The organism is Phycicoccus ginsengisoli, assembly GCF_054779295.1.
This window is the reverse complement of the sequence record NZ_BAAGYN010000001.1, coordinates 347,301-369,389: the sequence shown is the minus strand read 5'-3', so window position 1 is coordinate 369,389 and position 22,089 is coordinate 347,301. Positions and strand designations below refer to the sequence as shown.

The 22,089-nt window shown below is 72.4% G+C and carries 24 protein-coding genes and 1 pseudogene; 7 read left to right on the top strand and 18 right to left on the bottom strand.

The window, feature by feature from the left end; all coding sequences use genetic code 11:
• Window positions 1-115 precede the first annotated feature (115 nt).
• From ACYVDO_RS01690 to ngcE, 10 genes are all read right to left on the bottom strand, one after another.
• On the bottom strand, window positions 116-424 hold the full coding sequence (locus ACYVDO_RS01690; protein WP_460932375.1) for a thiamine-binding protein: 309 nt from the start codon (window positions 422-424) through the stop codon (window positions 116-118).
• A gap of 205 nt (window positions 425-629) precedes the next feature.
• A complete protein-coding gene (locus ACYVDO_RS01685) occupies window positions 630-1,766 on the bottom strand; it encodes a GNAT family N-acetyltransferase (RefSeq protein WP_460932373.1) in 1,137 nt (378 codons plus the stop codon).
• 52 nt (window positions 1,767-1,818) lie between these two features.
• The gene (locus ACYVDO_RS01680) at window positions 1,819-2,427 is read right to left on the bottom strand and encodes a GNAT family N-acetyltransferase (protein ID WP_460932371.1); all 609 of its coding nucleotides are present in this window, start codon (window positions 2,425-2,427) and stop codon (window positions 1,819-1,821) included.
• 136 nt (window positions 2,428-2,563) lie between these two features.
• Entirely contained in the window at window positions 2,564-4,270 is a 1,707-nt protein-coding gene (locus tag ACYVDO_RS01675) for an NAD(P)/FAD-dependent oxidoreductase (protein WP_460932369.1), read from the bottom strand.
• Between the two features lie 36 nt (window positions 4,271-4,306).
• Entirely contained in the window at window positions 4,307-5,893 is a 1,587-nt protein-coding gene (locus ACYVDO_RS01670; protein WP_460932367.1) for a serine/threonine-protein kinase, read from the bottom strand.
• A 74-nt stretch (window positions 5,894-5,967) separates the two neighbouring features.
• Window positions 5,968-6,930 carry a methylmalonyl Co-A mutase-associated GTPase MeaB gene (gene meaB / locus ACYVDO_RS01665; protein ID WP_460932365.1) on the bottom strand — a complete coding sequence of 321 codons (963 nt, stop codon included), beginning with the start codon at window positions 6,928-6,930 and terminating at the stop codon, window positions 5,968-5,970.
• Window positions 6,931-6,977: 47 nt separating this feature from the next.
• On the bottom strand, window positions 6,978-8,186 hold the full coding sequence (locus ACYVDO_RS01660) for an acetyl-CoA C-acetyltransferase (RefSeq protein ID WP_460932363.1): 1,209 nt from the start codon (window positions 8,184-8,186) through the stop codon (window positions 6,978-6,980).
• Window positions 8,187-8,406: 220 nt separating this feature from the next.
• Window positions 8,407-9,315 (bottom strand): carbohydrate ABC transporter permease, encoded by a 909-nt coding sequence (locus ACYVDO_RS01655; protein ID WP_460932361.1) that lies wholly within the window; start codon window positions 9,313-9,315, stop codon window positions 8,407-8,409.
• A complete protein-coding gene (locus ACYVDO_RS01650; protein ID WP_460932359.1) occupies window positions 9,315-10,298 on the bottom strand; it encodes a carbohydrate ABC transporter permease in 984 nt (327 codons plus the stop codon). The genes ACYVDO_RS01655 and ACYVDO_RS01650 overlap by 1 nt, the downstream gene beginning before the upstream one ends.
• Before the next feature lie 136 nt (window positions 10,299-10,434).
• Window positions 10,435-11,853 carry an N-acetylglucosamine/diacetylchitobiose ABC transporter substrate-binding protein gene (gene ngcE / locus ACYVDO_RS01645; RefSeq protein WP_460932357.1) on the bottom strand — a complete coding sequence of 473 codons (1,419 nt, stop codon included), beginning with the start codon at window positions 11,851-11,853 and terminating at the stop codon, window positions 10,435-10,437.
• Between the two features lie 132 nt (window positions 11,854-11,985).
• Between ngcE and ACYVDO_RS01640 the strand changes: the two genes are divergently transcribed.
• On the top strand, window positions 11,986-13,920 hold the full coding sequence (locus tag ACYVDO_RS01640; protein ID WP_460932355.1) for a DUF5107 domain-containing protein: 1,935 nt from the start codon (window positions 11,986-11,988) through the stop codon (window positions 13,918-13,920).
• 24 nt (window positions 13,921-13,944) lie between these two features.
• On the opposite strand, the gene ACYVDO_RS01635 is transcribed toward ACYVDO_RS01640, so the two are convergent.
• The 8 genes and pseudogenes from ACYVDO_RS01635 to ACYVDO_RS01600 all read right to left on the bottom strand — a co-directional run.
• The gene (locus ACYVDO_RS01635) at window positions 13,945-14,364 is read right to left on the bottom strand and encodes a cupin domain-containing protein (protein ID WP_460932353.1); all 420 of its coding nucleotides are present in this window, start codon (window positions 14,362-14,364) and stop codon (window positions 13,945-13,947) included.
• A 108-nt stretch (window positions 14,365-14,472) separates the two neighbouring features.
• Complete coding sequence (locus ACYVDO_RS01630) at window positions 14,473-14,898, bottom strand: pilus assembly protein TadG-related protein (RefSeq protein ID WP_460932351.1); 426 nt, start codon at window positions 14,896-14,898, stop codon at window positions 14,473-14,475.
• Between the two features lie 110 nt (window positions 14,899-15,008).
• On the bottom strand, window positions 15,009-15,494 hold the full coding sequence (locus ACYVDO_RS01625; RefSeq protein ID WP_460932349.1) for a pilus assembly protein: 486 nt from the start codon (window positions 15,492-15,494) through the stop codon (window positions 15,009-15,011).
• The gene (locus ACYVDO_RS01620) at window positions 15,491-15,898 is read right to left on the bottom strand and encodes a TadE/TadG family type IV pilus assembly protein (RefSeq protein WP_460932347.1); all 408 of its coding nucleotides are present in this window, start codon (window positions 15,896-15,898) and stop codon (window positions 15,491-15,493) included. The genes ACYVDO_RS01625 and ACYVDO_RS01620 overlap by 4 nt, the downstream gene beginning before the upstream one ends.
• 3 nt (window positions 15,899-15,901) lie before the next feature.
• Entirely contained in the window at window positions 15,902-16,099 is a 198-nt protein-coding gene (locus tag ACYVDO_RS01615; protein WP_460932345.1) for a hypothetical protein, read from the bottom strand.
• Window positions 16,100-16,136: 37 nt separating this feature from the next.
• A complete protein-coding gene (locus tag ACYVDO_RS01610) occupies window positions 16,137-17,084 on the bottom strand; it encodes a type II secretion system F family protein (RefSeq protein ID WP_460932343.1) in 948 nt (315 codons plus the stop codon).
• On the bottom strand, window positions 17,081-17,950 hold the full coding sequence (locus ACYVDO_RS01605) for a type II secretion system F family protein (RefSeq protein ID WP_460932341.1): 870 nt from the start codon (window positions 17,948-17,950) through the stop codon (window positions 17,081-17,083). Before ACYVDO_RS01605 ends, ACYVDO_RS01610 begins: the two co-directional genes overlap by 4 nt.
• Window positions 17,947-18,570, bottom strand: a pseudogene (locus tag ACYVDO_RS01600) (ATPase, T2SS/T4P/T4SS family); the annotation flags it as partial. The gene ACYVDO_RS01605 and the pseudogene ACYVDO_RS01600, both read right to left, overlap by 4 nt.
• Window positions 18,571-18,690: 120 nt before the next feature.
• On the opposite strand from ACYVDO_RS01600, the gene ACYVDO_RS01595 reads away from it, so the two are divergent.
• Genes ACYVDO_RS01595 through ACYVDO_RS01570 form a run of 6 tightly spaced genes read left to right on the top strand, consistent with a single transcriptional unit; the run spans window position 18,691 to window position 21,936 of the window.
• Window positions 18,691-18,864: a hypothetical protein gene (locus ACYVDO_RS01595; RefSeq protein WP_460932339.1), complete on the top strand. Its 174-nt coding sequence runs from the start codon at window positions 18,691-18,693 to the stop codon at window positions 18,862-18,864.
• Window positions 18,861-19,151, top strand: coding sequence for a hypothetical protein (locus tag ACYVDO_RS01590; protein ID WP_460932337.1), 291 nt, complete (start codon window positions 18,861-18,863; stop codon window positions 19,149-19,151). The genes ACYVDO_RS01595 and ACYVDO_RS01590 overlap by 4 nt, the downstream gene beginning before the upstream one ends.
• Window positions 19,151-19,399 carry a hypothetical protein gene (locus tag ACYVDO_RS01585; protein ID WP_460932335.1) on the top strand — a complete coding sequence of 83 codons (249 nt, stop codon included), beginning with the start codon at window positions 19,151-19,153 and terminating at the stop codon, window positions 19,397-19,399. Before ACYVDO_RS01590 ends, ACYVDO_RS01585 begins: the two co-directional genes overlap by 1 nt.
• The gene (locus ACYVDO_RS01580) at window positions 19,396-20,226 is read left to right on the top strand and encodes a hypothetical protein (protein WP_460932333.1); all 831 of its coding nucleotides are present in this window, start codon (window positions 19,396-19,398) and stop codon (window positions 20,224-20,226) included. The genes ACYVDO_RS01585 and ACYVDO_RS01580 overlap by 4 nt, the downstream gene beginning before the upstream one ends.
• Window positions 20,219-20,425, top strand: a complete 207-nt coding sequence (locus ACYVDO_RS01575) for a hypothetical protein (protein WP_460932331.1) — start codon at window positions 20,219-20,221, stop codon at window positions 20,423-20,425. Before ACYVDO_RS01580 ends, ACYVDO_RS01575 begins: the two co-directional genes overlap by 8 nt.
• Window positions 20,422-21,936 (top strand): terminase large subunit domain-containing protein, encoded by a 1,515-nt coding sequence (locus tag ACYVDO_RS01570; protein ID WP_460932329.1) that lies wholly within the window; start codon window positions 20,422-20,424, stop codon window positions 21,934-21,936. Before ACYVDO_RS01575 ends, ACYVDO_RS01570 begins: the two co-directional genes overlap by 4 nt.
• Window positions 21,937-22,089 lie beyond the last annotated feature (153 nt).

The following is a 22,089-nucleotide window of genomic DNA, read 5'->3' as shown; positions in this document are numbered from 1 at the left end:
GGACTACATTCCGGCAACGATTTCCGGCCGCCCAGCCGTGAGGGGAAGGATCATCCGCGGGCAGGGAGCCGGTCGGATGGCGGCGGACCGGCGGCGGACCGTCGCTCGCCCTGCGTCAGCCGCGCTGCTCGATGGCGGCCTCGAGCCGCTCGAGCTTGCCGGTGAGCTCCCCGGCATACCCCTCGCGGATGTCGGCCTTGAGCACGAGGCTGACGCGCGGCCCGAACGCGGCCACGGCGTCGACGGCGCCCTTGACCACGGCCATGCACTCGTCCCACTCCCCCTCGACGGTCGTGAACATCGAGTCGGTGCGGTGCGGCAGGCCCGACGCGCGGACGACCGCGACGGCGGCGGCGACCGCCTCGCTCACCGAGCCGGTGGAGTCGGCGGCGACGGACGGGGCGACGGAGAAGGCGACGAGCATGCGCCCACCGTATGCCGTGGGCGCGGGACGCGCGTGCCCGGTCCGTCCCTCCTGACGGTCGGTCGCTCCTGCGCCCCTCCGGTCTGGCCGCCGAAGTCCCAGACTTCGGCGGCCGGACCCGGTCGCTGGGCCGAAGTCCCAGACTTCGGCGGCCGGACCCGGTCGCTGGGCCGAAGTCCCAGACTTCGGCCCGCGGCCGGGTCGGTCAGGCGTGGAGGTGGCGCTGGTAGGACAGGAGCACCTCGACCGTGCGGAAGCCGAGCTCGACGTTGACGCCGACCATGTGCGCGTTCTGCTCGGCGTTGCAGGTCTGGATCCGCCGGGCCAGGGGCGCGACACGGGCGAGCTCCTGCAGCCCGCGGACCTTGACCGCCATGCCGAGCCGGTGGCCACGGTGCTCGCGGCGCACCAGGGTGCCCCACTGCATGACCTCCTCCGGGTCGTCGGCGCTGACCACGAGGTCGTTGTACGCCACGACGTCACCCCCGGGCGCGATGGCCACGGTGTGCAGCATGGTCCGTCCCTGCTGCTCCATCCGGCCCAGCTCTTCGGCGTAGGTCTGGGGGCTCAGCGCCTCCTCCTCGAAGTCGATCTCCCCGGTCGGGGCGTCGACGGCGAGCTGGTTCCAGCAGGCGCAGTACGACTCGCGCAGCTCCTGCGGCAGGCTGCCGAGGAAGGACTCGACCCGGTAGCCCTCGTGGTGCGTGGCCGCGTCGGCCGCGAGCGCCTCCAGCCGCGTGGGGTCGAGCGGCAGGTCGAGGATGCGGCGCACCTCGGTGTTCGCGTAGGAGTACCCGTGCCGCTCCGCGAACCGGACGTAGGGGTGGTCCCCGCGCCGGCCGTCGGGGACGTTGACCTCGACCAGCACCGTCCGGCGCCCCTCTGCGCGGGTGCGCTCGGCGATGCGCTCAGCCAGGGCCGTGCCGGCCCCGTGCCCGCGCCACCGCGGGTCGACGTCGACCTCGCCCCAGGTGAACTGCGTGTTGTCGAGCAACGGGAACCACAGCAGGGCCATCCCCACGACCTGCCCGTCGACGAGGGCGACGTACGGCTCGAGCCGCTCGACCGTGCTGTCGGACCGCAGCTGCACCGCCATCTCGCGCACGGACCACGTCTTGGCCCAGGGGCGTTCGTGCCGGCACGACGCGACGCGCGCCGCGTGGGCGGCGGCGACCTCGGCTTCGTCGGCCACGTCGAGCAGGCGCACGACGACACCGCTCGTCTCGCCAGTGGCACCAGCAAGGTGCTCAGCGGCACCGGCGAGGTGCTCGCCGGAACCGGCAGGGTGCTCGCCGCCGGGGACATCGGAGATCGCCGTGCGGGGCGTGGTCGTCGTGGCCATGCGTCGAGTGTCCGGCCCGCCTCCGCTGGGCGGCAACGGGTTTTCCGTGCCGTCAGCCGAGCTCGGGCCGACCCCGGTGCCGGGCCCACTCGTGGTCGAGCACCGACATCAGGACCGCGTCGACCCACTCGCCGTCGAAGCGCAGGGCGTCGCGTCGCACACCCTCCCGGACGAAGCCGACCTTCTCGTAGGCCCGTCGCGCGCGCGGGTTGAAGGCGTACACCTCCAGGCTCACCCGGTGCAGGCCGAGCGCCTCGAACGCGTGCCGCAGGACCAGCCGGGTGGCCTCGGTGCCGAGCCCGCGGTCACGGCCGTCGGGGCCGAGGAGGATGCGGAAGTTGCAGGAGGCGTTCTCCTCCTCCCACTCGTTGAGCACCGCCTCACCGACGACCCGCCCCGTCGCGCGGTCGACGACGGCCAGGTCGAGCCGGTCCTCCTGCTCGGCCCGCGAGCCGTACCAGTCCCGCAGGAGTGCCTCGTCCGGCGGCGACCCTGCCTCGTCGCCGGAGTGGACCGAGCCGGTGAGCCGACCCACCTCGGGGTCGGCGATCGCGCCCGCGATGGCCGCGAGGTCGTCCTCGGCGAACGGCCGCAGCACCACGAGGTCGCCGGTCAGCGTGGGTTTCTCGGCGAAGGACGTCGTCGCGGCGAAGGTCGTCATGGGTGCAGTCTCACCGGGGCCGGCCCGGCGCCGCGACCCGATATCCCCCGGACGCCGACCGGACGCCGGCCGGACACCGGCCGGTCGCCACCGCACGCCGACCGGTCGCCACCCGTCGGCGCGGACGGCCCGGGGCCTAGCGACCGGTGAGGGAGGCCAGGTGGGCGTGCACCAGGGCGACCGTCGCGGCTCCCTCGCCGCTGGCCGACGCCACCCGCTTCATCGATCCCGCCCGCAGGTCGCCCGCGGCATACACACCGGGCACGGTGGTCTCGAGCGCGGCCGGCGGCCGGCCACCGACCCACCGGTCCATCGGCACCTCGCGGCCGGTGTAGACGAAGCCGCGGTCGTCGCGGGCGACGGCCGTGGGCAGCCAGTCGCTGCACGGGTCGGCGCCCAGGAGCAGGAAGAGGCCGCCGGCCTCGAGGCGCTCGCGCCCCTCGGGGCCCTCGAGCTCGAGCCACTCCAGGTGGCTCTCGCCACCGCCACCGACGACGTGCGTCGACGTGCGCACCGTGACCAGCCGGGTCGCGGCGATCTCCCGCACGAGGTAGTCGGACATGGTCTCGGCCAGGTCACCCCGGCGCACCACGATCGTGACGCTGCTGGCGTACCGGGCGAGGAAGAGGGCGGCCTGCCCGGCGGAGTTGCCGCCCCCGACGACGAAGACCGGGCGACCCTCCATCTCGCGCGTCGCGCTCGTGGCCGCGCCGTAGTAGACCCCGAGGCCGACGAGCTCCTCGAGCGGCTCGATCCCGATCCGTCGGTACTGCACGCCGGTCGCCACCAGGACCGCGCGGGCCCGCAGCGCGCCGCCCTCGGTGTGGACGACGTGCGGCTCGCCGGGTGCCGCGGCCGGGTCGATCGACTCGGCGGACACGCCGGTGTAGATGCGGGCACCGAAGCGCGAGGCCTGGAACCGCGCTCGTTGGGCGAGCCGCATGCCGGAGATGCCGCGGGGGAAGCCGAGGTAGTTGCGGATCAGCGAGCTCGTCCCGGCCTGGCCCCCCACCGCCTCGGCCTCGAGGACGACGGTGTCGAGCCCCTCCGAGGCGCCGTAGACGGCCGCCGCCAGGCCTGCCGGGCCGGAGCCGACGATCACGAGGTCGACGACGCCGTCGGTGTCGACCGACTGCGGCGAGCCGTACACGAGCCGCGCCACCTGCTGCGCGGTGGCCCCCTCGAGGACCGTCCCGCCCACGACGCCTGCCGTCACGACCGGGTATGCCGGGGCGGCACCCCCCTGCACCGACGGCAGCTCCGCGAGCACCTCCCGGGCGGCGGGGGCGTCCGGTGTGTACAGCCGGTGCGGGATGCCCATGCGGTCGAGGAAGTCGCGGATGCGCGAGGTCTCCGCGGTCCCGGCGCCGTCGACGATCCGCACGCCCTCGACCTCGGGCGTCGAGGCGGTCCACCCCCAGTCCGAGAGGTACTCGGTGACGGCGGTGTGGAACTCCTCGTCGCGGGCGCCCTGCGGGATGAGCAAGAAGGTGTCGAACTTGCCCCGGGCCAGCGCCTCGCGCAGCTTGGGCAGCGACAGCCCGTAGGAGTCCCGGGTGGTGAGGCAGATCCGGCGGGCCGTGGGCAGGACGCGGTGCAGCTCGGCGAGCAGCCGCAGGCCGCTGTCGACCCCCGGCACCTGCCAGCCCACGCCGAGCAGGGCCACCGGCTGTCCGTCCTGCTGCATCCGGGACGCCGCGGAACGGGCCTCGTCGGCGCTCTCGTGGCAGACGACCTCGTAGTCCCGGGCGTACCGCTCGAACTCACTCGTGACGACCGGGCACTGCTCGGGCTCGACGACGAGCAGCAGGGCAGGGCGCGGGGAAGAAGCTGCTGTGCTCATCGCTGTCCGCCCCGCGCTCCGGCCACGGCTGCCCGCTCAGGCCATCCGGTCGGTGTCGATGAGCCACGAGTCGCCGCTGCGCACGACGGTCAGCACGTGGGTCTCCTTGATCTTCTTGCCGCCCTTGGGCTGGAAGGTCAGGTCGACGGTGACGGTGCCGGCCTTGGCGTCGGCCTTGGTCCGGCCCACGTCGACCTTGTCGAAGCCGGACCAGAACTGCTCGTAGCCGTCGCGTCCCCCGGACTGCGCCTGCATCTTCGGGGTCAGCTCGGCGAAGGTCTGGTCGCGCTTGTCGGCCTGGGTGACGTCGCCGTAGTAGCCCTTGACGAAGTCGGCGAGCTGGGCGTCGCCGGGCGGCGCGGCCGAGGTCGTCGTCGTGGTCGTCGTCGACGGTGTGGTGGTCGTGCTCGTGGAGCTGCTGCTGGACGAGGACGACGACGAGGACGAGGGGGTCTCGGTCTTCGCCGGCGCCGTCACGGTGGTCGTCGTCGGCGTCTGCGGGGTGTTGCTGCCGAAACCGTCGGTCACGGCGTACAGGACCCCCAGCAGCAGCGCCACGGCCGCGAGGATCCCCACCAGCCAGAGCAGGGCCTTGTTCCCACCCCGGTCGTCACGGTCGCCGCGGGGCCCGCGCGGCCCCGTCGGCGGCACCGGGCCGGCCGGGTAGGGCTCGGGCTCCGCGGCATACGGAGCGGCGACGGGCGCCTGCTCCAGCCGCTGGGTGCCCTCGACCGCCTCGGGGATGAGCTCGGTGGCCGCCGCGCCGGCGGCGACGCCGGCAGCCGCCCCCGGGATGGCTCCCGCCGGCAGCGCCATCGTCGTGTCGCCGTCGGCGATCCGGCGCAGCCGGTCGCTGGCAGTCGACATGTCCCAGCGCCGAACAGGGTCGTGCTCCATCATCGCGGAGATGGCACCCGCCAGCGGACCCGCGTGCTCCATCGGCCTCGCCTCGCCGTTGGCGATCGCCTGCAGGGTCGCGAGCGGGTTGGCGTTCGGCACGTACGGCGGTTGGCCCTCCACCGCGTAGTAGAGGGTCGCGCCCAGGGCCCACACGTCGGACGCCGGCGTCGGGTCGCCGCCTCGGGCCAGCTCGGGCGAGAGGTAGCCCGGCGTGCCCGTCATGAAGCCCGTCTGGGTGAGCTGGTCGTCGGCGTGCGCCCGGGCGATGCCGAAGTCGCTGATCTTGGGCGTGCCGGAGCCGTCCATGAGGATGTTGCCGGGCTTGATGTCGCGGTGCACGACCCCGCGCTCGTGGGCCCGGACGAGCGCGCCCGCGACCGCCGCACCGATACCGGCGACCGTGGTGGCCGGCAGGGCACCCTCGTCGCGGATCTGCTCGGCGAGGCTCTGGCCCTGGACGTACTCCATGACCAGCCAGTGGGTGTCGTCCTGGTCGACGACGTCGAAGACCCCCACCGCGTTGGGGTGGTTGAGCGAGGCGGCGATCCGCGCCTCGCGCATCGCGCGCGCCTGCGCCGCCGGGTCGCCCGGCAGGGCGCCGATCTGCTTGACCGCGACCTCACGTCCGAGGACGGTGTCGCGGCAGAGCCACACGGTGCCCATCCCGCCGCTGCCGATGGCACGCAGCACCTCGTAGCGTCCGGCGATCACCTGGGGCGGCACAGGGGTCCTTTCCGTCGGGTCCGGGGATCACCCTATTGCCCACGACCGCTGCGTCCACACCTCGGCCCGGCTGCTCAGGCGAGGGCGGCAACCACCTGGTCGGCCGCCGTATAGGGATCGGTGCGCCCCTCGACCACCGCGGCCGCGAGGTCGTCCACGCCGTTGCCGTGGCGCAGGTCGCCCATCTTCTCGCGCAGGGCCTTGATGGCGATCGACTCGATCTCGTCGCCGGCCCGGCGCACGCGCCGCTCGCGCAGCGTGCCGTTGCCCTCCATCCAGGACCAGTGCTTGTCGATCGCCTCGACGACCTCGTCGACCCCCTGGCCCTGGGCCGCGACCGTCTTGAGGACCGGCGGTCGCCACAGGCCCGGCTCGGTCCGGTCGCCCAGGCTGATCATGTGGCGGATGTCGCGCACGGTGGCGTCCGCACCCTCGCGGTCGGCCTTGTTGACCACGAACACGTCGCCGATCTCGAGGATCCCCGCCTTCGCCGCCTGGATGCCGTCCCCCATCCCAGGAGCCAGCAGCACGATCGTCGTGTCGGCCAGGCCGGCGACCTCCACCTCGGACTGCCCGACGCCCACCGTCTCGACGAGCACGACGTCGCACCCGGCGGCGTCGAGCACCCGCAGCGCCTGCGGCGTCGTCCACGACAGGCCGCCCAGGTGCCCCCGGCTGGCCATGGAACGGATGTAGACGTCGGGGTCGAGGGCGTGGTCCTGCATGCGGACCCGGTCACCCAGCAGTGCGCCACCGGAGAACGGCGACGAGGGGTCGACGGCGAGGATCCCGACCCGCTTGCCCTGCTCGCGGTATGCCGTGACCAGCGCGTTCGTCGACGTGGACTTCCCGACGCCCGGGCTGCCCGTGATGCCGATGACGTGGGCGTGGCCGGTGTGCGGGCTGAGCGCCGCCATCACCTCGCGCAGGGCCGGGTGGGCGTCCTCGACGAGCGAGATGAGGCGGGCGACGGCCCGGGGTGAGCCTGCCCTGGCCGCGTCGACCAAGGCGGGGACGTCGACGGTGCGGGGAGCCAAGCGTTGTCCTCCGTGCGGGAGCGGTGTCGGAGCGGTGAGGGGCAGTCTCAGGCCTGCGGGACGCGGATCACGAGGGCGTCGCCCTGGCCGCCACCGCCGCACAGCGCGGCCGCACCCACGCCGCCACCGCGACGCTTGAGCTCCAGCGCCAGGTGCAGGGCGATCCGCGCGCCGGACATCCCGATGGGGTGGCCGAGGGCGATCGCGCCGCCGTTGACGTTGACCTTGTCGAGGTCGATGCCGAGCTCCTGCGCCGACGCCAGGCCGACGGCTGCGAACGCCTCGTTGATCTCGACCAGGTCGAGGTCGGCGGGCGTGATGCCCTCCTTCTCGCAGGCCTTGACGATGGCACGGGCAGGCTGCTGCTGGAGCGTGGAGTCGGGGCCTGCGACGACGCCGTGGGCACCGATCTCGGCGAGCCAGGTCAGCCCGAGCTCCTGCGCCTTGGCCTTGCTCATCACCACGACCGCGGCGGCGCCGTCGCTGATCTGTGAGGCGGTGCCGGCGGTGATGGTGCCGTCCTTGCTGAACGCCGGGCGGAGCTTGCCGAGGGTCTCGGTCGTGGTGTCGGCGCGGATGCCCTCGTCCGACCTGAACTCGACGGGGTCGCCCTTGCGCTGCGGGATCGAGACCGGCACGACCTCGTCGTCGAAGAGGCCGTCCTTCCACGCCCGGGCGGCGAGCTGGTGGCTGCGCGCCCCGAACTCGTCCTGCTGCTCGCGCGTGAACTGCTGGTCACCGGTGTTGGCCTGCTCGGTCAGCAGCCCCATCGCCTGGTCGGTGAAGGCGTCCCAGAGTCCGTCGAAGGCCATGTGGTCGCGCATCGTCACGTCGCCGTACTTGAAGCCCTCGCGGGACTTCTCCAGCAGGTGTGGCGCGTTGGTCATCGACTCCTGGCCGCCGGCCACGACGACCTCGAACTCGCCCGCGCGGATGAGCTGGTCGGCCAGCGCGATGGCGTCGATGCCCGAGAGGCAGACCTTGTTGATGGTCAGGGCCGGGACGGTCATGGGGATGCCCGCCTTGGCGGCGGCCTGACGTGCGGGGATCTGCCCCGCGCCCGCCAGGAGGACCTGGCCCATGATCACGTAGTCGACCTGGTCGGGGGCGACCCCGGCCTTGTCGAGCGCGCCCTTGATGGCGACGCCGCCCAGGTCGGCCCCGGAGAAGTCCTTGAGCGAGCCGAGCAGCCGGCCCATGGGGGTGCGGGCACCCGCGACGATCACCGACACCGTGCGGTCAGGCGAAGTTGTCATGACGAAAGGCCTCCAGCGCCGTTGGGGATCAACCACCAGCCACTCTAGTGCGGCCTCGGGGACGCGGAACGGCCCGGTCGGGTGGCGCTGACCACACGGGCGGGCCCCCCGAGGTGGGTCCACGGCATACCCGCGCCGTCGCCCTCGGCGCAGGCGCGAGGGGCGCCCTCGCAAGCGAGAGGGGTCGGCCTCGCAGCGAGAGGGAGGGTCGGCCTCGTCGCTACTTCATCGTGCCCTGGGAGAGGGAGCCCTGGAGCTGGCGCTGGGAGAAGATGTAGACGAGCAGCACCGGGACGATGGTGATGACGACCGCGGCGAAGAGCTGCCCGAAGTCCACGGCGTACCCGGCCTGGGAGGCGAACCGTGCCATGCCCTGCGACAGCACGTAGTTGTCCTCGTTGGTGTTGAGGGCCACGGGCAGCAGGAACTGGTTCCACAGGCCGAGGAAGTTGAAGATCGCGATGGCCACGATGCCCGGCCGCGCCATCGGCAGCATGACCTGGGCGAAGGTGCGCCACTCCCCCGCCCCGTCGAGCTCGGCCGCCTCGGCGATCTCCTGCGGCAGCGCGCGGAAGAACGGGAAGAGGAAGAACACGGTGAACGGGAAAGCGAAGGCGACGTAGGTCGCGATGAGGCCGGGCAGCGTGTTGAGCAGCCCGGTGTTCTTGAGGACGAAGAACAGCGGCACGATCGCCAGGAAGATCGGGAACGTCAGCCCTGCCAGGATGAGGTAGTAGACGATGCCGCTGCCGGGGAACGGGTAGCGCGCCAGGGAGTAGGCCGCGGCCGAACCGAGGATCATCACGAGCACGAGGGCCGACGTCACCACGATGACCGAGTTGAGCATGTACCGGCCGATGTGGGAGTCGTTCCACGCACCGATGTAGTTGTCGAAGCTCCAGTGCTGCGGCAGCGCCAGCGGCGAGGCGAAGATCTCGCCGGTGGTCTTCCACGAGGAGAGGAAGACCCACACGAGCGGCAGGATGACGATGATCGACCAGAGCGTCAGGACCACGTGGGAGACGATCGTCACCGTCCTGTCGCCCTTGGACGCGGGGCTCGAGGTGGGCGTGGGTGCGGCCTCCGGGGCCTGGGTGCGCGGGGTCCGCGGCGGGTTCGCGACGCTCATCAGCGGTCCTTCCCCTTGGTGAGGCGGTTGACGAGGAAGACGACCGCGGCGAACAGCAGCGTGAGCACCGCGAGGACGACGCCCATCGCGCTGGCGAGGCCGAACTGGCCCTTCTTGAAGGCGGTGTTGAACAGGTCCTGGGTCATCGTCAGGGTGGAGTTCTGCGGACCGCCGCTGGGGTTGAGGGCGGCCATGTAGACGAACGCGTCCAGGGCCAGGATGCCGAGGTAGATGTAGGCCGTCTGGACCGTCTCGCGGACCATCGGCAGCGTGACCATCATCGTCATCCGGAAGCGTCCGGCGCCGTCGACGCGGGCCGCGTCGTACAGCTCAGCGGGGATGCCCTTGATGGCCGCGATGAACAGCACCATGTAGAAGCCGACGAAGCCCCAGATGATGACGAACATCGTCACCGGCATCGCCGTGCTGACCTCACCGAGCCAGGCGAAGGACTTGAAGCCGTCGAGCCCGACGCCCGTGAGGAGACCGTTGACCAGGCCGGCCGACGGGTCGAACATCTGCGACCAGATCAGGCCGATGACGATGGCCGGGATCGTGTACGGGAAGAACGACACGATCCGGTAGAACGACGAGCGGGACAGCCCCCGGACCGCGCCGGTGCTGCCACCACCCACCGTGACCATGGTCGCCAGGGCCAGCGAGAGCGCGATCGTCGCGAGGGGGACGACCACGGCGAGGAGCAGGTTGTTGCGGACCGCCTTGAGGAAGATGTCGTCCTGCATCAGGTTCTTGTAGTTGGCGATGCCGACGAATTCGAAGGTGTCGGAGAACCCGCTCCAGTTGGTGAGGCTGTAGATGAACGCCTGGACGAACGGCCACAGGACGAACACCGTGTAGAAGACGAACGGGATTCCCAGGGTCACCAGCACGAAGACGCGCCGGGCCATGGGCATCCGGCGTCGGCGGGGCCGGGCGACGCTGGCCACCGCCGTCGACGAGGTTGTGGGGACGACTGCGCTCATGGGTGGTGGGTGGCCTCTCCGTGTTCCAGGGTCCGAGGGTTCCGGCGGCCGCGGGGCGGAGCACGATCACACCGTCCCGGGCGGGTGCGGACGGCTGCCCGGCCCGACGGGGGTCACCGTCGGGCCGGGCAGTGCGTCACTTGACCTCGACCTTCTTGACCGACGGGTCGTTGGCGACCTTGTCGGTGATCTTCTGCAGCTGGCTGGTGAGCGCCTTGGCGTCGATCTGGCCGGCGAGGAAGGCGTTCCACGGCACGAGCATGTCCTGGTTCATGCCGTACACGTCGACGAAGTTCCACGTGAAGACGTCCGAACCGGCGCCCTTGAGCATCGCGCCCTGGGACTGCAGGGCGGTGGAGCCGAAGCCGTCCGCGGGGACCGTGTCCTTGACGATCGTCGGGGACAGCTTGGTCTTGGCGAAGTTGGTCGCGGCCTCCTTGGACAGCATGGTCCGCAGGAGCTCCTTGCCACCGGCGACGTTCTTGGCCTTGCTGGGCACGATGAACGGCTCACCGGCCGCGGAGTGCAGCGCGGTGTACGGCATCTTGGAGCCGGAGGTGAGGGTCATCTCCGGGGCGCCGGTCATCTTGAAGTCGGCCTTGGTCTGCTTCTTCATCTCGTTCTCGATCCACGAGCCCGAGGGGTAGAGCAGGGCGGCCTGGTCGTTCGACCACTGGGCTTGCGCCGCGGTGAACTGGGTGCCGCCACCGCCGGGCTTCATGTAGCCCTTCTTGACGATGGTCTCGAGCGCCTTGAAGACACCCTGCACGGCCGGCTTCGACCAGGCGTCGGGCTTGAGGTTCTCCAGGGCGAGGCGGACGTCGTCGCCGCCCTCCTTGATCGCCGAGGCGATCGCGAGGGTCTGGTAGTAGGTCGCGGCCTCCTTGCCCCAGAGCATGAGGAACTTGCCCTTGGCCTTGGCCTTCTCGCCGAGCGCGATCGCCTCGTCCCAGGTCTTCGGCGGGGTCCAGCCGTTCTGCTCGAACAGCGAGGCGGAGTACCAGATCGCGTAGACCGTCTGCACGTAGTTGATGGCGACGAGCTTGCCGTTGATCGTGCCGGGGGCCTCGACACCGGGGTACAGGGTGTCCTGGATGGTCTTGCCCTCGAGGTTCTTGGCCGCGAACACGTCCTTGAGGTCCTCGAGCTGGTCGGCGATGGTGTTGAGGCCGATCGAGTTCGCGCCCGAGTTGTCGATGAGGTCGGGCGGGTTGCCGCCGACGAACCGCGGCTGCAGCTCCTGGGCGATCTGGGTCGAGGGCTTGACCGTGACCTTGCTGCCGGACTGGTTCTTCTGCATGACGTCGGCCGCGAACGTGACGTAGTCGTAGCCGTACCCGCCGTTGAAGATCACCGCCTCGACGGTGGACTTGTCGGCCATGCCGAACGGGTTCTTGTCGCTCTTGGTGCCACCGGCTGCCGAGCTGCTGCTCGAGCTGCCCCCGCCTCCGGTCGCGCACCCCGCCAGGGCCCCGGCCGCCGGCAGCGCCAGGCCTGCCGCGAAGGCCAGGCGCAGCACTGTGCGCCTCTCGACCTGCTCACCACGTAGATCCATCAGATTCCCTACCTCCACGTATCGGCTGACCGCCATTGGCCACCGCTCGGCATGATCCCCACATCGTGGTGCGCGTGATTGGTTGTGTCAATAACATTGACAGAACCAATCAATATCGATCAGGGTGCGCTCATGCCAGACCCCCTCCGGCCGGCGCGTGTCCGCCTCCTCCCCCTCCCCCTGCGCGGCACCCTGCCCGGTCCCGAGGGGCAGCTCCCGCCACTGAAGCACGTACGCCGCATCGCCGTCCCGCGGCTCGCCGAGTCGGCCACCCGGGACATGCGCGAGCGGGTCGGACGCGGCCGCCTGGGCACCCCGCTGCCCTACGGGATCCAGAGCGACTACGACCGGCAGGACCGCGACCTCACGCTGCCTGCGGTCGAGCTGTCGAACGGGTTGGTCACGGCCACCGTGCTGCCGAGCCTGGGCGGCCGGGTCTGGTCGCTCGTCGACCACACCCGCGGGCGTGAGCTGCTGTTCGTCAACCCGCGGCTGCGGTTCGCCAACTTCGGGCTCACCGACGCGTGGTTCGCCGGCGGCATCGAGTGGAACCTCGGGTCCACCGGCCACTCGACCCTGTCCTCGAGGCCCGTGCACGCCGCCGTGGTCGAGGGCCCCGACGGCCCGGTCCTGCGCCTCTGGGAGTGGGAGCGGACCCGCGACCTCGTCATGCAGGTCGACCTCTGGCTCGACGGCCCGCGGCTGCTCGCCTCGACCCGTGTGGTCAACCCCGACCCCGAGCCCAAGCCGCTCTACTGGTGGACCAACATCGCCGTGCCCGAGACACCCGGGACGCGCGTGCTCGTCCCGGCCACGCACGCGTGGCGCACCGACTACACCGGGATGCTCGACCGCGTCGAGGTGCCGGTCCCCGACGGCGACGTCGACATCAGCCGCCCGCAGGCGTCGACGTATGCCGCGGACTACTTCTACGAGGTGGCCGACCAGCGCGGTCGGCTCGTGTGCGCCGTCGAGCCGGACGGCCGCGGGCTCGCGCAGACGTCGACGAGCGAGCTGACCGGGCGCAAGCTCTTCCTCTGGGGCACCGGCCCGGGCGGCCGCCGCTGGCAGGAGTGGTTGAGCACCGCCGACACCCGCTACCTGGAGATCCAGGCCGGCGTGTGCCAGACCCAGATGGAGCACGACGTCATCGAGGGCGGCGCGACGCGGTCGTGGACCGAGGCGTTCGTCGCCGTCGACCTCGACCCGGGCGCGGTCGGCGGGGAGTATGCCGTGGCCGCCGACTCCGCGCGTGTGGCCACGCACGAGGCGGTGTCCCCCGAGTGGCTCGAGGGGCGGCACGCGCACTGGCTCTCCGCGGTGGCGGCGCTGCCGCCCGGGGACCTGGTGCAGACCGGCTCGGGCTGGGGACACGCCGAGCTGGCCCTGCGCGGCCAGCAGGCCCCCGACGGCGTGGTCTTCCCCTCCGTCGAGGACGCCAGCGCGCCGCTCGCGCGGTTCGCGGCCGGCGAGGTGTCGGCGCTGTCCGACGTCCCGGTCGACGCGCCCACCATCCCCCCGGTGTCGGCTCGCTGGGAGCGGGCCTTCACGACTGCTGCCGCCGGAGGCGCAGCTGGCTGGTGGCTGGCCTACGCCGAGGCCGTCCGGCACCACGTCCGCGGCGACGTCGATGCCGCGCGGGCGGCATACCGGCGCAGTGTGGACCTCGCGGCCACGGCACCCGCCCTGCGCGGGCTGGCCGTGCTGGCCGCGGACGCCGACGAGCGGGACTCGCTCTACGCCCGGGCGCTTGAGATGGCCCCGGCGGACCGGCAGCTGTGGACCGAGCGGCTGGCCGCGCTGCTGGACGCCGGTCGGCCCGGCGCCCTGGTCGCCGCGGTCGACACCATGCCGGAGGACCTGCGCCGGCACGGCCGCACGCGACTCCTCCTCGCCCAGGCGCTCGTCGCGCTGGGCGAGCACGGGGCCGCGCTCGCCGAGCTGGAGACGCTCGAGGTGCCCGACCTGGCCGAGGGCGACATCCCGACCGCCGAGCTCTGGCACGTGCTGCGGCCCGGCGAGCCGGTGCCGGAGCGCCTGGACTTCCGGATGTCGCGGGAAGCCTGAGGCCGGGCCGGCTCGCCCGGCCCGTTACTGCGACAGCAGCTGCTCGGGGATCGGGATCCCGTGCTCGCGGGCGTACGTCACCATGTTGGACATGATCACCGGTGCGTGGGCGTTCGCCTCGGGCGTCGGCGTGAAGGCGACGTACTCGCTGTCGGCGAACTGCACGGGGGTGTGGCCGGGCTCGATCACGAAGGCGTCGCCTGCCGTGAACTCCTCCTCGTTGCCGTCTGCGTAGCGCACGGCGAAGCGGCCCTTGACGACGTAGCCCACGTGGTGCGCCTGGCACTGGTCGTCAGGACAGCCCTTGTAGAAGGGCGCGAGGTCGAGGTCCGTGAGCGTCCGCTCCATGGTGACGGTCCACCCGTCGAGGTCCTTCTCGAAGGTCTCCGCGTAGCCGGGGATGTCGAGGTGGGACGCTGCGTTTGCCTTGGTCAGGGTCGGCATGGCTTCTCCTTGGGTGCTGGACTGCGTGGCCCGAGGATCCGGGCCCGCCTCCCACGCTTCCCGGGCCCTGCGCCCGCGGAGAGGGGCCAAGCTCCCGGCTGCAGGAGCTCAGGGCGCCGGGTCGAGGTCGGCCCTGGCCCGGGACTCGACGGTGATCGTCACCGAGCCGCCGAAGGCCGCCAGGAGGGGCCCGACGAAGGGCAGGTCCGCCTCCCCCGTGAGCCGGACCACGGCGGTCTGCCCGTCCGGGCTGCCGGTGCCTGCGGCGACCTCCCAGGCCCGCATCGCCGGCGGTAGCGGGCGCTCGGCCAGGTAGGCCGAGGCGGTCCGGCGCACGGTGTCGTCGCTGACGGCGACGGCGTCGTCGAGACCCGACCGGTAGGCGCCGAGGTCGAGCGAGTCGGCCGCGTCGAGGGCAGCCCCGTCGGCCGCGTCGAGCAGCCGCACCCGGGACAGCTGGGCGGAGGTCACCGCGAGGGTGCCCATCACCAGGAGCGCGGCGACCAGCGTGTACCCGAGGACGAGCAAGGTCACCTGGCCGTCCTCGCCCCGGGACCGCAGACGTCGGCGGAGACGTCCCCGGACGATGGGCCGAGCGGCGCGAGCGCGAGGTGACGTGCCCCGAGCCAGTCCGCGGCGGCTCGTCATGGCGCCCCCCGGAACCGGTCGACCACGGCGACGTGACTGGCCGTCACCGGGACCTCCAGCGGCACCACGTCGCGGGCGAAGGCGGGCACGAGCGGCAGCGGCACGGTCACCGTCGCCTCCATCGTGATCCGGCCCTCCGGGCGCAGGCACGGGTCCCCGTCACAGGCCAGGCGCAGCACCGCGTCGCCGCCGAAACCCTGGTCCTCGAACGCGATCCGCGCCGCTGCCTGCGCGCGCGGGCCGGCCTGCTCCTGCCGCTGGGCCGTCACGTAGGCCCGGCCCGCCTCACGCACGGCCGCTGACGCGGCATACGAGCCGGCCTGGAGACGGGCCAGCACCATGACGAGGTAGATCAAGGGGATCATCATCAGCACCGCGAGGAAGACGAACTCCACGAGGGCGCTGCCACCCTCGCCCGCCGCGGTCGGGCCGCCCAGTCGTCGGCGCAGGGATGCCTGGATGCCGTTGGCCCGCAACGTCACTGGCGCTCCTCGAAGGCCCGCCCGACGACCGCCAGCCCGGCGTCGGGTCCGAGCGGGCCGAGCACCGGCAGCGGTGCGACGACGCGGACCACGACCACCCGGACCCCCTCGGCCTCGCCCAGGGAGACGGAGACGTTCCTGGCGAACCGTGGCGACAGCGACTGCGCGATGAGCTCACGGGCCCGGTCCGCCCCCACCGCCGGGTCGACGTCCGCGCGGGCCCCGAACCGTGCTCCCTCCGACGCGCACGAGACGAGCGTGTTGCGCACGTGCAGGGCCAGCCCCAGCTGGAAGACGGCGAGGAACAGCACGGTGACGACCACCCCGACGAGCACGAAGTCCACGACGGCCGCGCCGGCCTCGTCGCGGACGAGCCGGCGCAGGCGGGCGCGCCGTGGGGCCACCCCTCAGCCCGTGACGTTGGACATCGCGCGGCGGAACATCGCCTCGAGCTCGTCGCCCGCGACCTTCCACAGGACGGCGACGAGCCCGGCGGTCATCAGCGTGATCATGACCCAGCCGGGGACGTCTCCGCGCTCCCCGCGGCGGAGGGCATCGTCGAGGACCCGCTGGGTGCGCAGCAGGGCCTTGGTGAGGACGGTCATCGGTCTTCCTTTCGTTGCGGACTTCGTCGCGGGGCCCTCAGATCGAGAAGCGCAGGAACGCGAATCCCGGGTAGACGGCGAACAGCACGGTGACGGGCAGGACCAGGAAGACGACGGGGACCATCATGGCGATCTCCTTCTTGCCGCCGGCGTCCATGACGGCCCGGCGGCCGGTCTCGCGGACGTCCTGCGCCTGGGCCCTGAGGACGTCGGCCAGCGGCGTCCCCCGCTCGACGGCGATGATCATCCCGTCGACGAAACGCGCCAGGCTGGTCAGCCCGGTGCGGTCGGCGAGGCCCTGCAGGGCGGTGGGCAGGTTCGCGCCGGCACGGGCGTCCGCGAGACAGCGCGCCAGCTCGGCGGAGAGCTCACCGTGGGAGAGGCGGCACACGCGTTCGAGCGCGCCGACCGCCCCCTCGCCGGCACCGACCGCCAGGGCCAGCAGCTCGGCCACGGTGGGGAACTCGGCCAGCATGCGCTGCTCGCGACGCTCGGCCTCGCGGCTGAGCCACTGGTCCCGCGCCACGACGCCGGCCCCAGCGCCGCAGAACGTCACGACGACGGAAGGCACCACCGACCCGCCTTCGTCGAGCCACAGGATCGCGCCGGCGGCCAGGCCGAGCACGAACCCGCCCGCCCCCCAGAGCACCTGCTCGGCACGGAACCGCTCGACCTCGGGGCTGCGACCGGCGCGCAGCAACCGGCGTCGCACCGAGGTCGCCCCGCCCAGCACGCGTTCGAGCCGGGCCCCGAGTCCCGCGACCACGGGCCGCGACAGCGCGGCGAGGGCGCTGGTGCCGCCGACCTGCCGGACCGAGAGCAGGCGGGAGGGGCGGGGCGCATCGCGCAGGTAGGGCAGCAACCGGTCGTCCAGCGTGGCCCGCCGGTTGCGCGGGAGGCCGCTCCAGAGCAGGACCAGCCCGAGCGCGAACACCACCCCGAGGACGGCCCCCGACCACGAGAGCGCTTCACCGGCGGCCGTCACCGCAGCACCCGCTCGTCCTCGGGAAGGCGCCCGATGTGGATCATGAGGCGGTACGCGACCAGCGTCACGACGGCACCCGCCACCAGGACCAGCGCGCCGGTCGCCGTGCTGTAGGCCCGGATCGACTCCGGCCGGGTGGCGAGCATCGCCAGCACCACCCAGGGGGCCGCGACGGCGAGCCGCGCCGCGTTGACCGTCCACCCCTGCCGGGTCTCGAGCTCGGCGCGGGTGCGGGCGTCCTCCCGCAGGAAGGTCGACAGCGTCCGCAACAGCCTGCCGAGGTCGCTGCCGCCGACCTCACGGGCGATGCGCAGGGACTCGACCAGCCGGTCGCCCACCGGGTCGCTGAGCCGCTCCTTGAGCCGGTCGAGGCAGTCCTGGAACCGCCCGGTCGTGCGGTAGTCCTCGGCGAAGGCGGCGAACGCCGGCCGGAGCTCCTCCGGCCCGCGTCGTCCGAGCTGGCCCAGCGCCTCGGGCAGCGCCAGGCCGGCCCGCACGCCCGAGGCGATGTTGTCGACGGCGTCCGGCCACAGCTCGCGCAGGCTCGCCCTCCGGCGCCGGGCGCGGGCGCGGACCAGCGCCAGCGGGGCATACCCCGCCATGACGGCGAAGCAGAGCGCGACCGGCGCCACCGACGTGGTGGCGAGGACCGCGAGCAGGACGAGGGTGAAGGCGATGGCGCACCCAGAGACCAGGCTGCGCGGGCCCACCGACTCGTACCCGGCCTGGACGAGCTGGTCGCGCAGCCGGTCCGAGACCGTCGTGCGCCGAGGGCCTGCGGCCACCCGCGTCGACGGGACCCACATCGACCACCAGATGCAGAAGAGCCCGCACCCGAGCAGTAGCCCCACGAGCAGCCCGCTCACGGCTCGTCCCTCGCCAGCAGGGCGGCGACGTCGAAGCCGGCTCGCCGGAACCGCTCGGGATGGGGTGGGAACCCCTCCGCCCGCCGCAGCACGCCCTCGCGCTGGGTGAAGAGGTCGGCCGTCTCCACCACGTCGCCCTCGACCCGGCCTGGCACCGCGACGACCTCCCGGACGCGCCGGACGCCGTCGTGCTCGAGCGCCACGTGGACGACGAGGTCGATCGAGCCGGCGACGGTGGGCACGACGAACCGGCTGCCGACGTTCTCCCCCGCGAGCAGGGGCAGGGTGCACATCTTGGTGATCGCCTCACGGGCACTGTTGGCGTGGATGGTGCACATGCCGGGCAGTCCGCTGTTCAGGGCGATGAGCAGGTCGAGGCTCTCGGCCTGGCGCACCTCGCCGACGATGATCCGTGAGGGCCGCATCCGCAGGGCCTCCTTGACGAGGCGGCGCAGGGGGATCTCGCCGGTGCCCTCGAGGCTCGGCTGACGGCACTGCATCGAGGCGACGTCCCGCAGCGGGATCTTGAGCTCGAACACCTCCTCGCAGGTGACGACCCGGTCGCGCGGCGGGATGGCCGAGCTGAGACAGTTGAGCAGCGTCGTCTTACCCGCCTGCGTCCAAACCGGCGAAACCCCGGCGTTCTTCCGCCCGTCGAGTTTCGGACGACGGCCGTCGAGTTCTCGACGAACCGCCCCGGTGGGCAACGAGTTTCCCCGGACTCTGGGGATCTTTATTTCATGGCCACCAACGAGATCACGGTCCGCGCGGCGCACGCGCGGGTCGCCAGCCTGAACCGCTGGCACCCGGCTGACGCCGACGCGATCCGGGAGGCGCGGCAGGCCCTCGCACGAGCGAAGGCGGCAGCCCTGCTCGACCGCGCCGCCGACCTGCTCGCCGGGAGCCGGCCGTGAGCAAGCACGTCGCCAAGCAGACGCCCCCGAAGGCGGCCCCGCACACCGACAAGTACGCCCGGCGGGCTACGCAGGCGAGCTCCGCTCGCCGGGGGGCGCGCCTGTTGACGGAGGACCAGGAGCGCGAGGCCCAAGTGCGGGACCGGCGGTTGACCGCCGACGCGGAGAACGAGGAGATCCTCGCCTCGCTGCCGGGCGGCACCCCGAACGAGCGCATCGAATCGGCCCGCCGCGGCCTCCTTCAGAACCAAGACAGCATCCAGAACGCACGGAAGGACGATCAGTGATGGAGCCATACCGATTCGCCAGCGGGGAGGCATACGGCGAGCCCGAGAGGCCGTCGGCGGCCCCCGCCCGGCCCGTCCCGACCAGACGACGCGGCGCGTTCGCCGAGCGCGTGAGGCTCGTCCAGCGCCGGCGCGCGATGGACCCCCTGTGGGGCCAGCGGAGCCCCGAGGAACGCAGGCGGCTCCTCGACCAGGACCAGCGCGACGAGCGCGACGCCGCCCGCTGGCGCGAGGGAGGCCGACGATGACCGCCGAGGCCATCGAGCCCGTCGCCTGTCAGGTGTGCGGCGTGGAGTCGGACGGGCCGATGATCCGGCGCCGCACGACGACGTCCTACGGCCGGCCCACCCCCCAGCGCGACTACCTCGTCACGACCTGCCCGGCCTGCCTGACGCTGGACCCGGACCGTCCCGGGCTCGCCGTCCGCGCCGCTCTGCGGGTGCTCGGCAAGCCCGAGGACGACCCGCTCGCCGCGGAGGCGTTCGAGTTGGCGGGGGTCGACGTCACGGCGGTCCTGTTCGACTTCAACGACCCGGTGCGCGGTCGGCGCCGCGAGCCCCAGCGCAAGCCCTTCGGGCACGTCGACCGCGCCGGCAGGAAGGCGCTCCGGTGGGGCCACACGCGCCTCGTCGCGCTGCGCCTCGAACGCGAGCGCGAGGCGGCGGCCGGGCCGGACGTCCCCACCCCGCCGCCAGACGGCGCCCCGCCAGCGTGCCTCGCCTGCGGCCTCGGCCTGTCGCTCAGGTGGTACGGGCCGCTGACCACCAACGCGCTGACCCGGGGGCCGGGGATGGTCACCGGCTACCTGTGCGACGCCTGCGGTCCGGTGTACGCCGAGGTCGGGGCCGCCGGCCCCAACTTCCTTGAGCGGGCCGTCACGCAGGCCAAGGGCCTCGACCACGTCCCGCCCCGGCTGCGCGCGTGGGCCGCGACCGGCCTGCCGCCGCGCGAGGCCGGCTGGGACTGGGTCGACACGAGCCCGCCGGTGCAGGAGTTGGACCCCTGGACGGCCGCCATGGAGTTGATCGCCGACCTGACGGAGCGCGTCGCGGCGTTGGAGGGTCGCGATGTTTGACTTCTGCTACAGCGAACTCTGCAACGCGAGGGTGCTCGCGTTCTTCGCCTCGCCGTCCGACAGCGCGGTGGTCCAGCCCTGCCGTCGCTGCCGGACCGCGCTGGAGGAGGTGCTCGGCGTCTACCGGACGAGCCGGCAGAAGGCGCCGACACTCCGCACGCTCTACTGGGAGCTGCACCACACCGGGAGGGCGGCGTGAGCGAAGCGGCATACAGGCTGGCCCTGACCATGCGTGTCATGGCGGGCTCGGCGTCGCCCGTCCCGTGGGGATCGGTGGCCGACCCCCGACAGAAGGCGGACCTGCACGCGCTGCTGGCCGAGCCGGTCGTGAACCAACACGTCTGGCAGCGGGCGCGCGGCTACATGAAGACGACGGATTCGGCTGTGGCCGCGACGTCGACCCTGCTGGCCGACGCCCCACCCAACGGCGTGATCCAGGTGTTCGCGAACGATCAGGATCAGGCTCGCCACATCATGACCGCCGTCCGGACCATCTTGGGGCACATGCCGTCCGACGCAGCCCCGACCAAGGTCACGGCCAACGGCGTCACGCTGCTCAGCAATGGTGCGACGGTGCGCGTCGAGACCTCCGACTCGGCGTCGAGCCTCGGCGCGAGCCCCTACCTCCTGATCATCGACGAGTTCGCGAACTGGCGAGACACCCCGTCCCTGCGTGCCCTGTGGGACGCGACGTACTCCGGCGTGCCCAAGCAGAGCAGCGACACCCGCGTGCTCATCGTGACGTCGGCCGGCCCGATCGGGACGTGGGCGTACGAGCGGCTGGCCTCGTTCCGCAGGTCAAAGCACTGGCGCTACAGCCTCGCCCCCGGCCCGGCGCCGTGGCGTAGCCCGGAGGACCTGGAGAAGCAGCGCGAGGGCCTGTCCTCGCTGGCGGCGTTCCGCATGTTCCACCTCAACGAGTTCACGACCGCCGAGGATGCGCTCGTGGGCGAGGAGGACCTGCTGGCGGCCGTCGCGGCCGGCGTCAGGGTGCGCCCCTACGACGCCGCGCACAGCTACGTGATCACCGCCGACCTCGGGACCTCCCACGACGCGTCCGTGATCAACGTCTGTCACCGCGAGGGCAACCGGGTGGTCCAGGACGCCCACCGTCGCTGGGTGCCCCGGCTGGGGCGCAACGTGCCGCTGCCCGAGGTCCGCGACGAGCTAGTCCGGCTGCACGAGGACTACGGCGGCGCACCGATCCGCATCGACCCGAACCAAGCTCGGCTAATGATCCAAGAGGTCCAGGACCGGGTGCTGATCGAGGCGGTGACGATCAACGTCGCGTACAACCACAACTGCACCGCCGCGCTGCAGTCGGCGTTCGAGCAGCGCCGGCTCGACTTGCTGGACGTCAAAGAGCAGACGGACGAGCTGCTCACGGTCGTGGTGAAGACGAGTACCGCCGGGGGCAGGGCCACGGTACAGATGGACTCGTCCGGAGCCGGGCGCGACGACCAGGCCGACGCGCTCAGCATGGCCGTCGAGTTCCTGATGTCCCAGCCGCACTTCGGTATTCCGCACGTCAACAACCTGCCGTCGTTGGCGGCGCTGGACTACCGGCGCGGCGCACCGGTGTCCCGCGCGCAGCGGGAGCGGGCGCGGATCGGCAAGCGGACCTTGGAGACCCCGGCCGTCGGGGTGCCGCGGAAGGTGCCCGGCAGGCTCAGCGCGTACGACCGATTCCGGCGGCGTTCCGGCTGGTAGCGGCTGTGGCGAAGGCGTTTCGCCAAAGCCACGTAATAATGGATGTGTGGCACCCGCAATGGGGTCAGTAGCAACTAGGGCCGTCAGGCCAAAAGTGCGAGCCACACCGGTCCGTGAGGCAGACCCAGCCGTACGCGGGTAGCCGGTTGAAAG

Coding starts and splice junctions, on each gene's coding strand:
- ACYVDO_RS01690 (WP_460932375.1), bottom strand. CDS start 424: ATGCTCGTCGCCTTCTCCGTCGCCCCGTCCGTCGCCGCCGACTCCACC.
- ACYVDO_RS01685 (WP_460932373.1), bottom strand. CDS start 1,766: ATGGCCACGACGACCACGCCCCGCACGGCGATCTCCGATGTCCCCGGC.
- ACYVDO_RS01680 (WP_460932371.1), bottom strand. CDS start 2,427: ATGACGACCTTCGCCGCGACGACGTCCTTCGCCGAGAAACCCACGCTG.
- ACYVDO_RS01675 (WP_460932369.1), bottom strand. CDS start 4,270: ATGAGCACAGCAGCTTCTTCCCCGCGCCCTGCCCTGCTGCTCGTCGTC.
- ACYVDO_RS01660 (WP_460932363.1), bottom strand. CDS start 8,186: ATGACAACTTCGCCTGACCGCACGGTGTCGGTGATCGTCGCGGGTGCC.
- ACYVDO_RS01655 (WP_460932361.1), bottom strand. CDS start 9,315: ATGAGCGTCGCGAACCCGCCGCGGACCCCGCGCACCCAGGCCCCGGAG.
- ACYVDO_RS01650 (WP_460932359.1), bottom strand. CDS start 10,298: ATGAGCGCAGTCGTCCCCACAACCTCGTCGACGGCGGTGGCCAGCGTC.
- ngcE (WP_460932357.1), bottom strand. CDS start 11,853: ATGGATCTACGTGGTGAGCAGGTCGAGAGGCGCACAGTGCTGCGCCTG.
- ACYVDO_RS01640 (WP_460932355.1), top strand. CDS start 11,986: ATGCCAGACCCCCTCCGGCCGGCGCGTGTCCGCCTCCTCCCCCTCCCC.
- ACYVDO_RS01635 (WP_460932353.1), bottom strand. CDS start 14,364: ATGCCGACCCTGACCAAGGCAAACGCAGCGTCCCACCTCGACATCCCC.
- ACYVDO_RS01615 (WP_460932345.1), bottom strand. CDS start 16,099: ATGACCGTCCTCACCAAGGCCCTGCTGCGCACCCAGCGGGTCCTCGAC.
- ACYVDO_RS01595 (WP_460932339.1), top strand. CDS start 18,691: ATGGCCACCAACGAGATCACGGTCCGCGCGGCGCACGCGCGGGTCGCC.
- ACYVDO_RS01585 (WP_460932335.1), top strand. CDS start 19,151: ATGGAGCCATACCGATTCGCCAGCGGGGAGGCATACGGCGAGCCCGAG.
- ACYVDO_RS01580 (WP_460932333.1), top strand. CDS start 19,396: ATGACCGCCGAGGCCATCGAGCCCGTCGCCTGTCAGGTGTGCGGCGTG.
- ACYVDO_RS01575 (WP_460932331.1), top strand. CDS start 20,219: ATGTTTGACTTCTGCTACAGCGAACTCTGCAACGCGAGGGTGCTCGCG.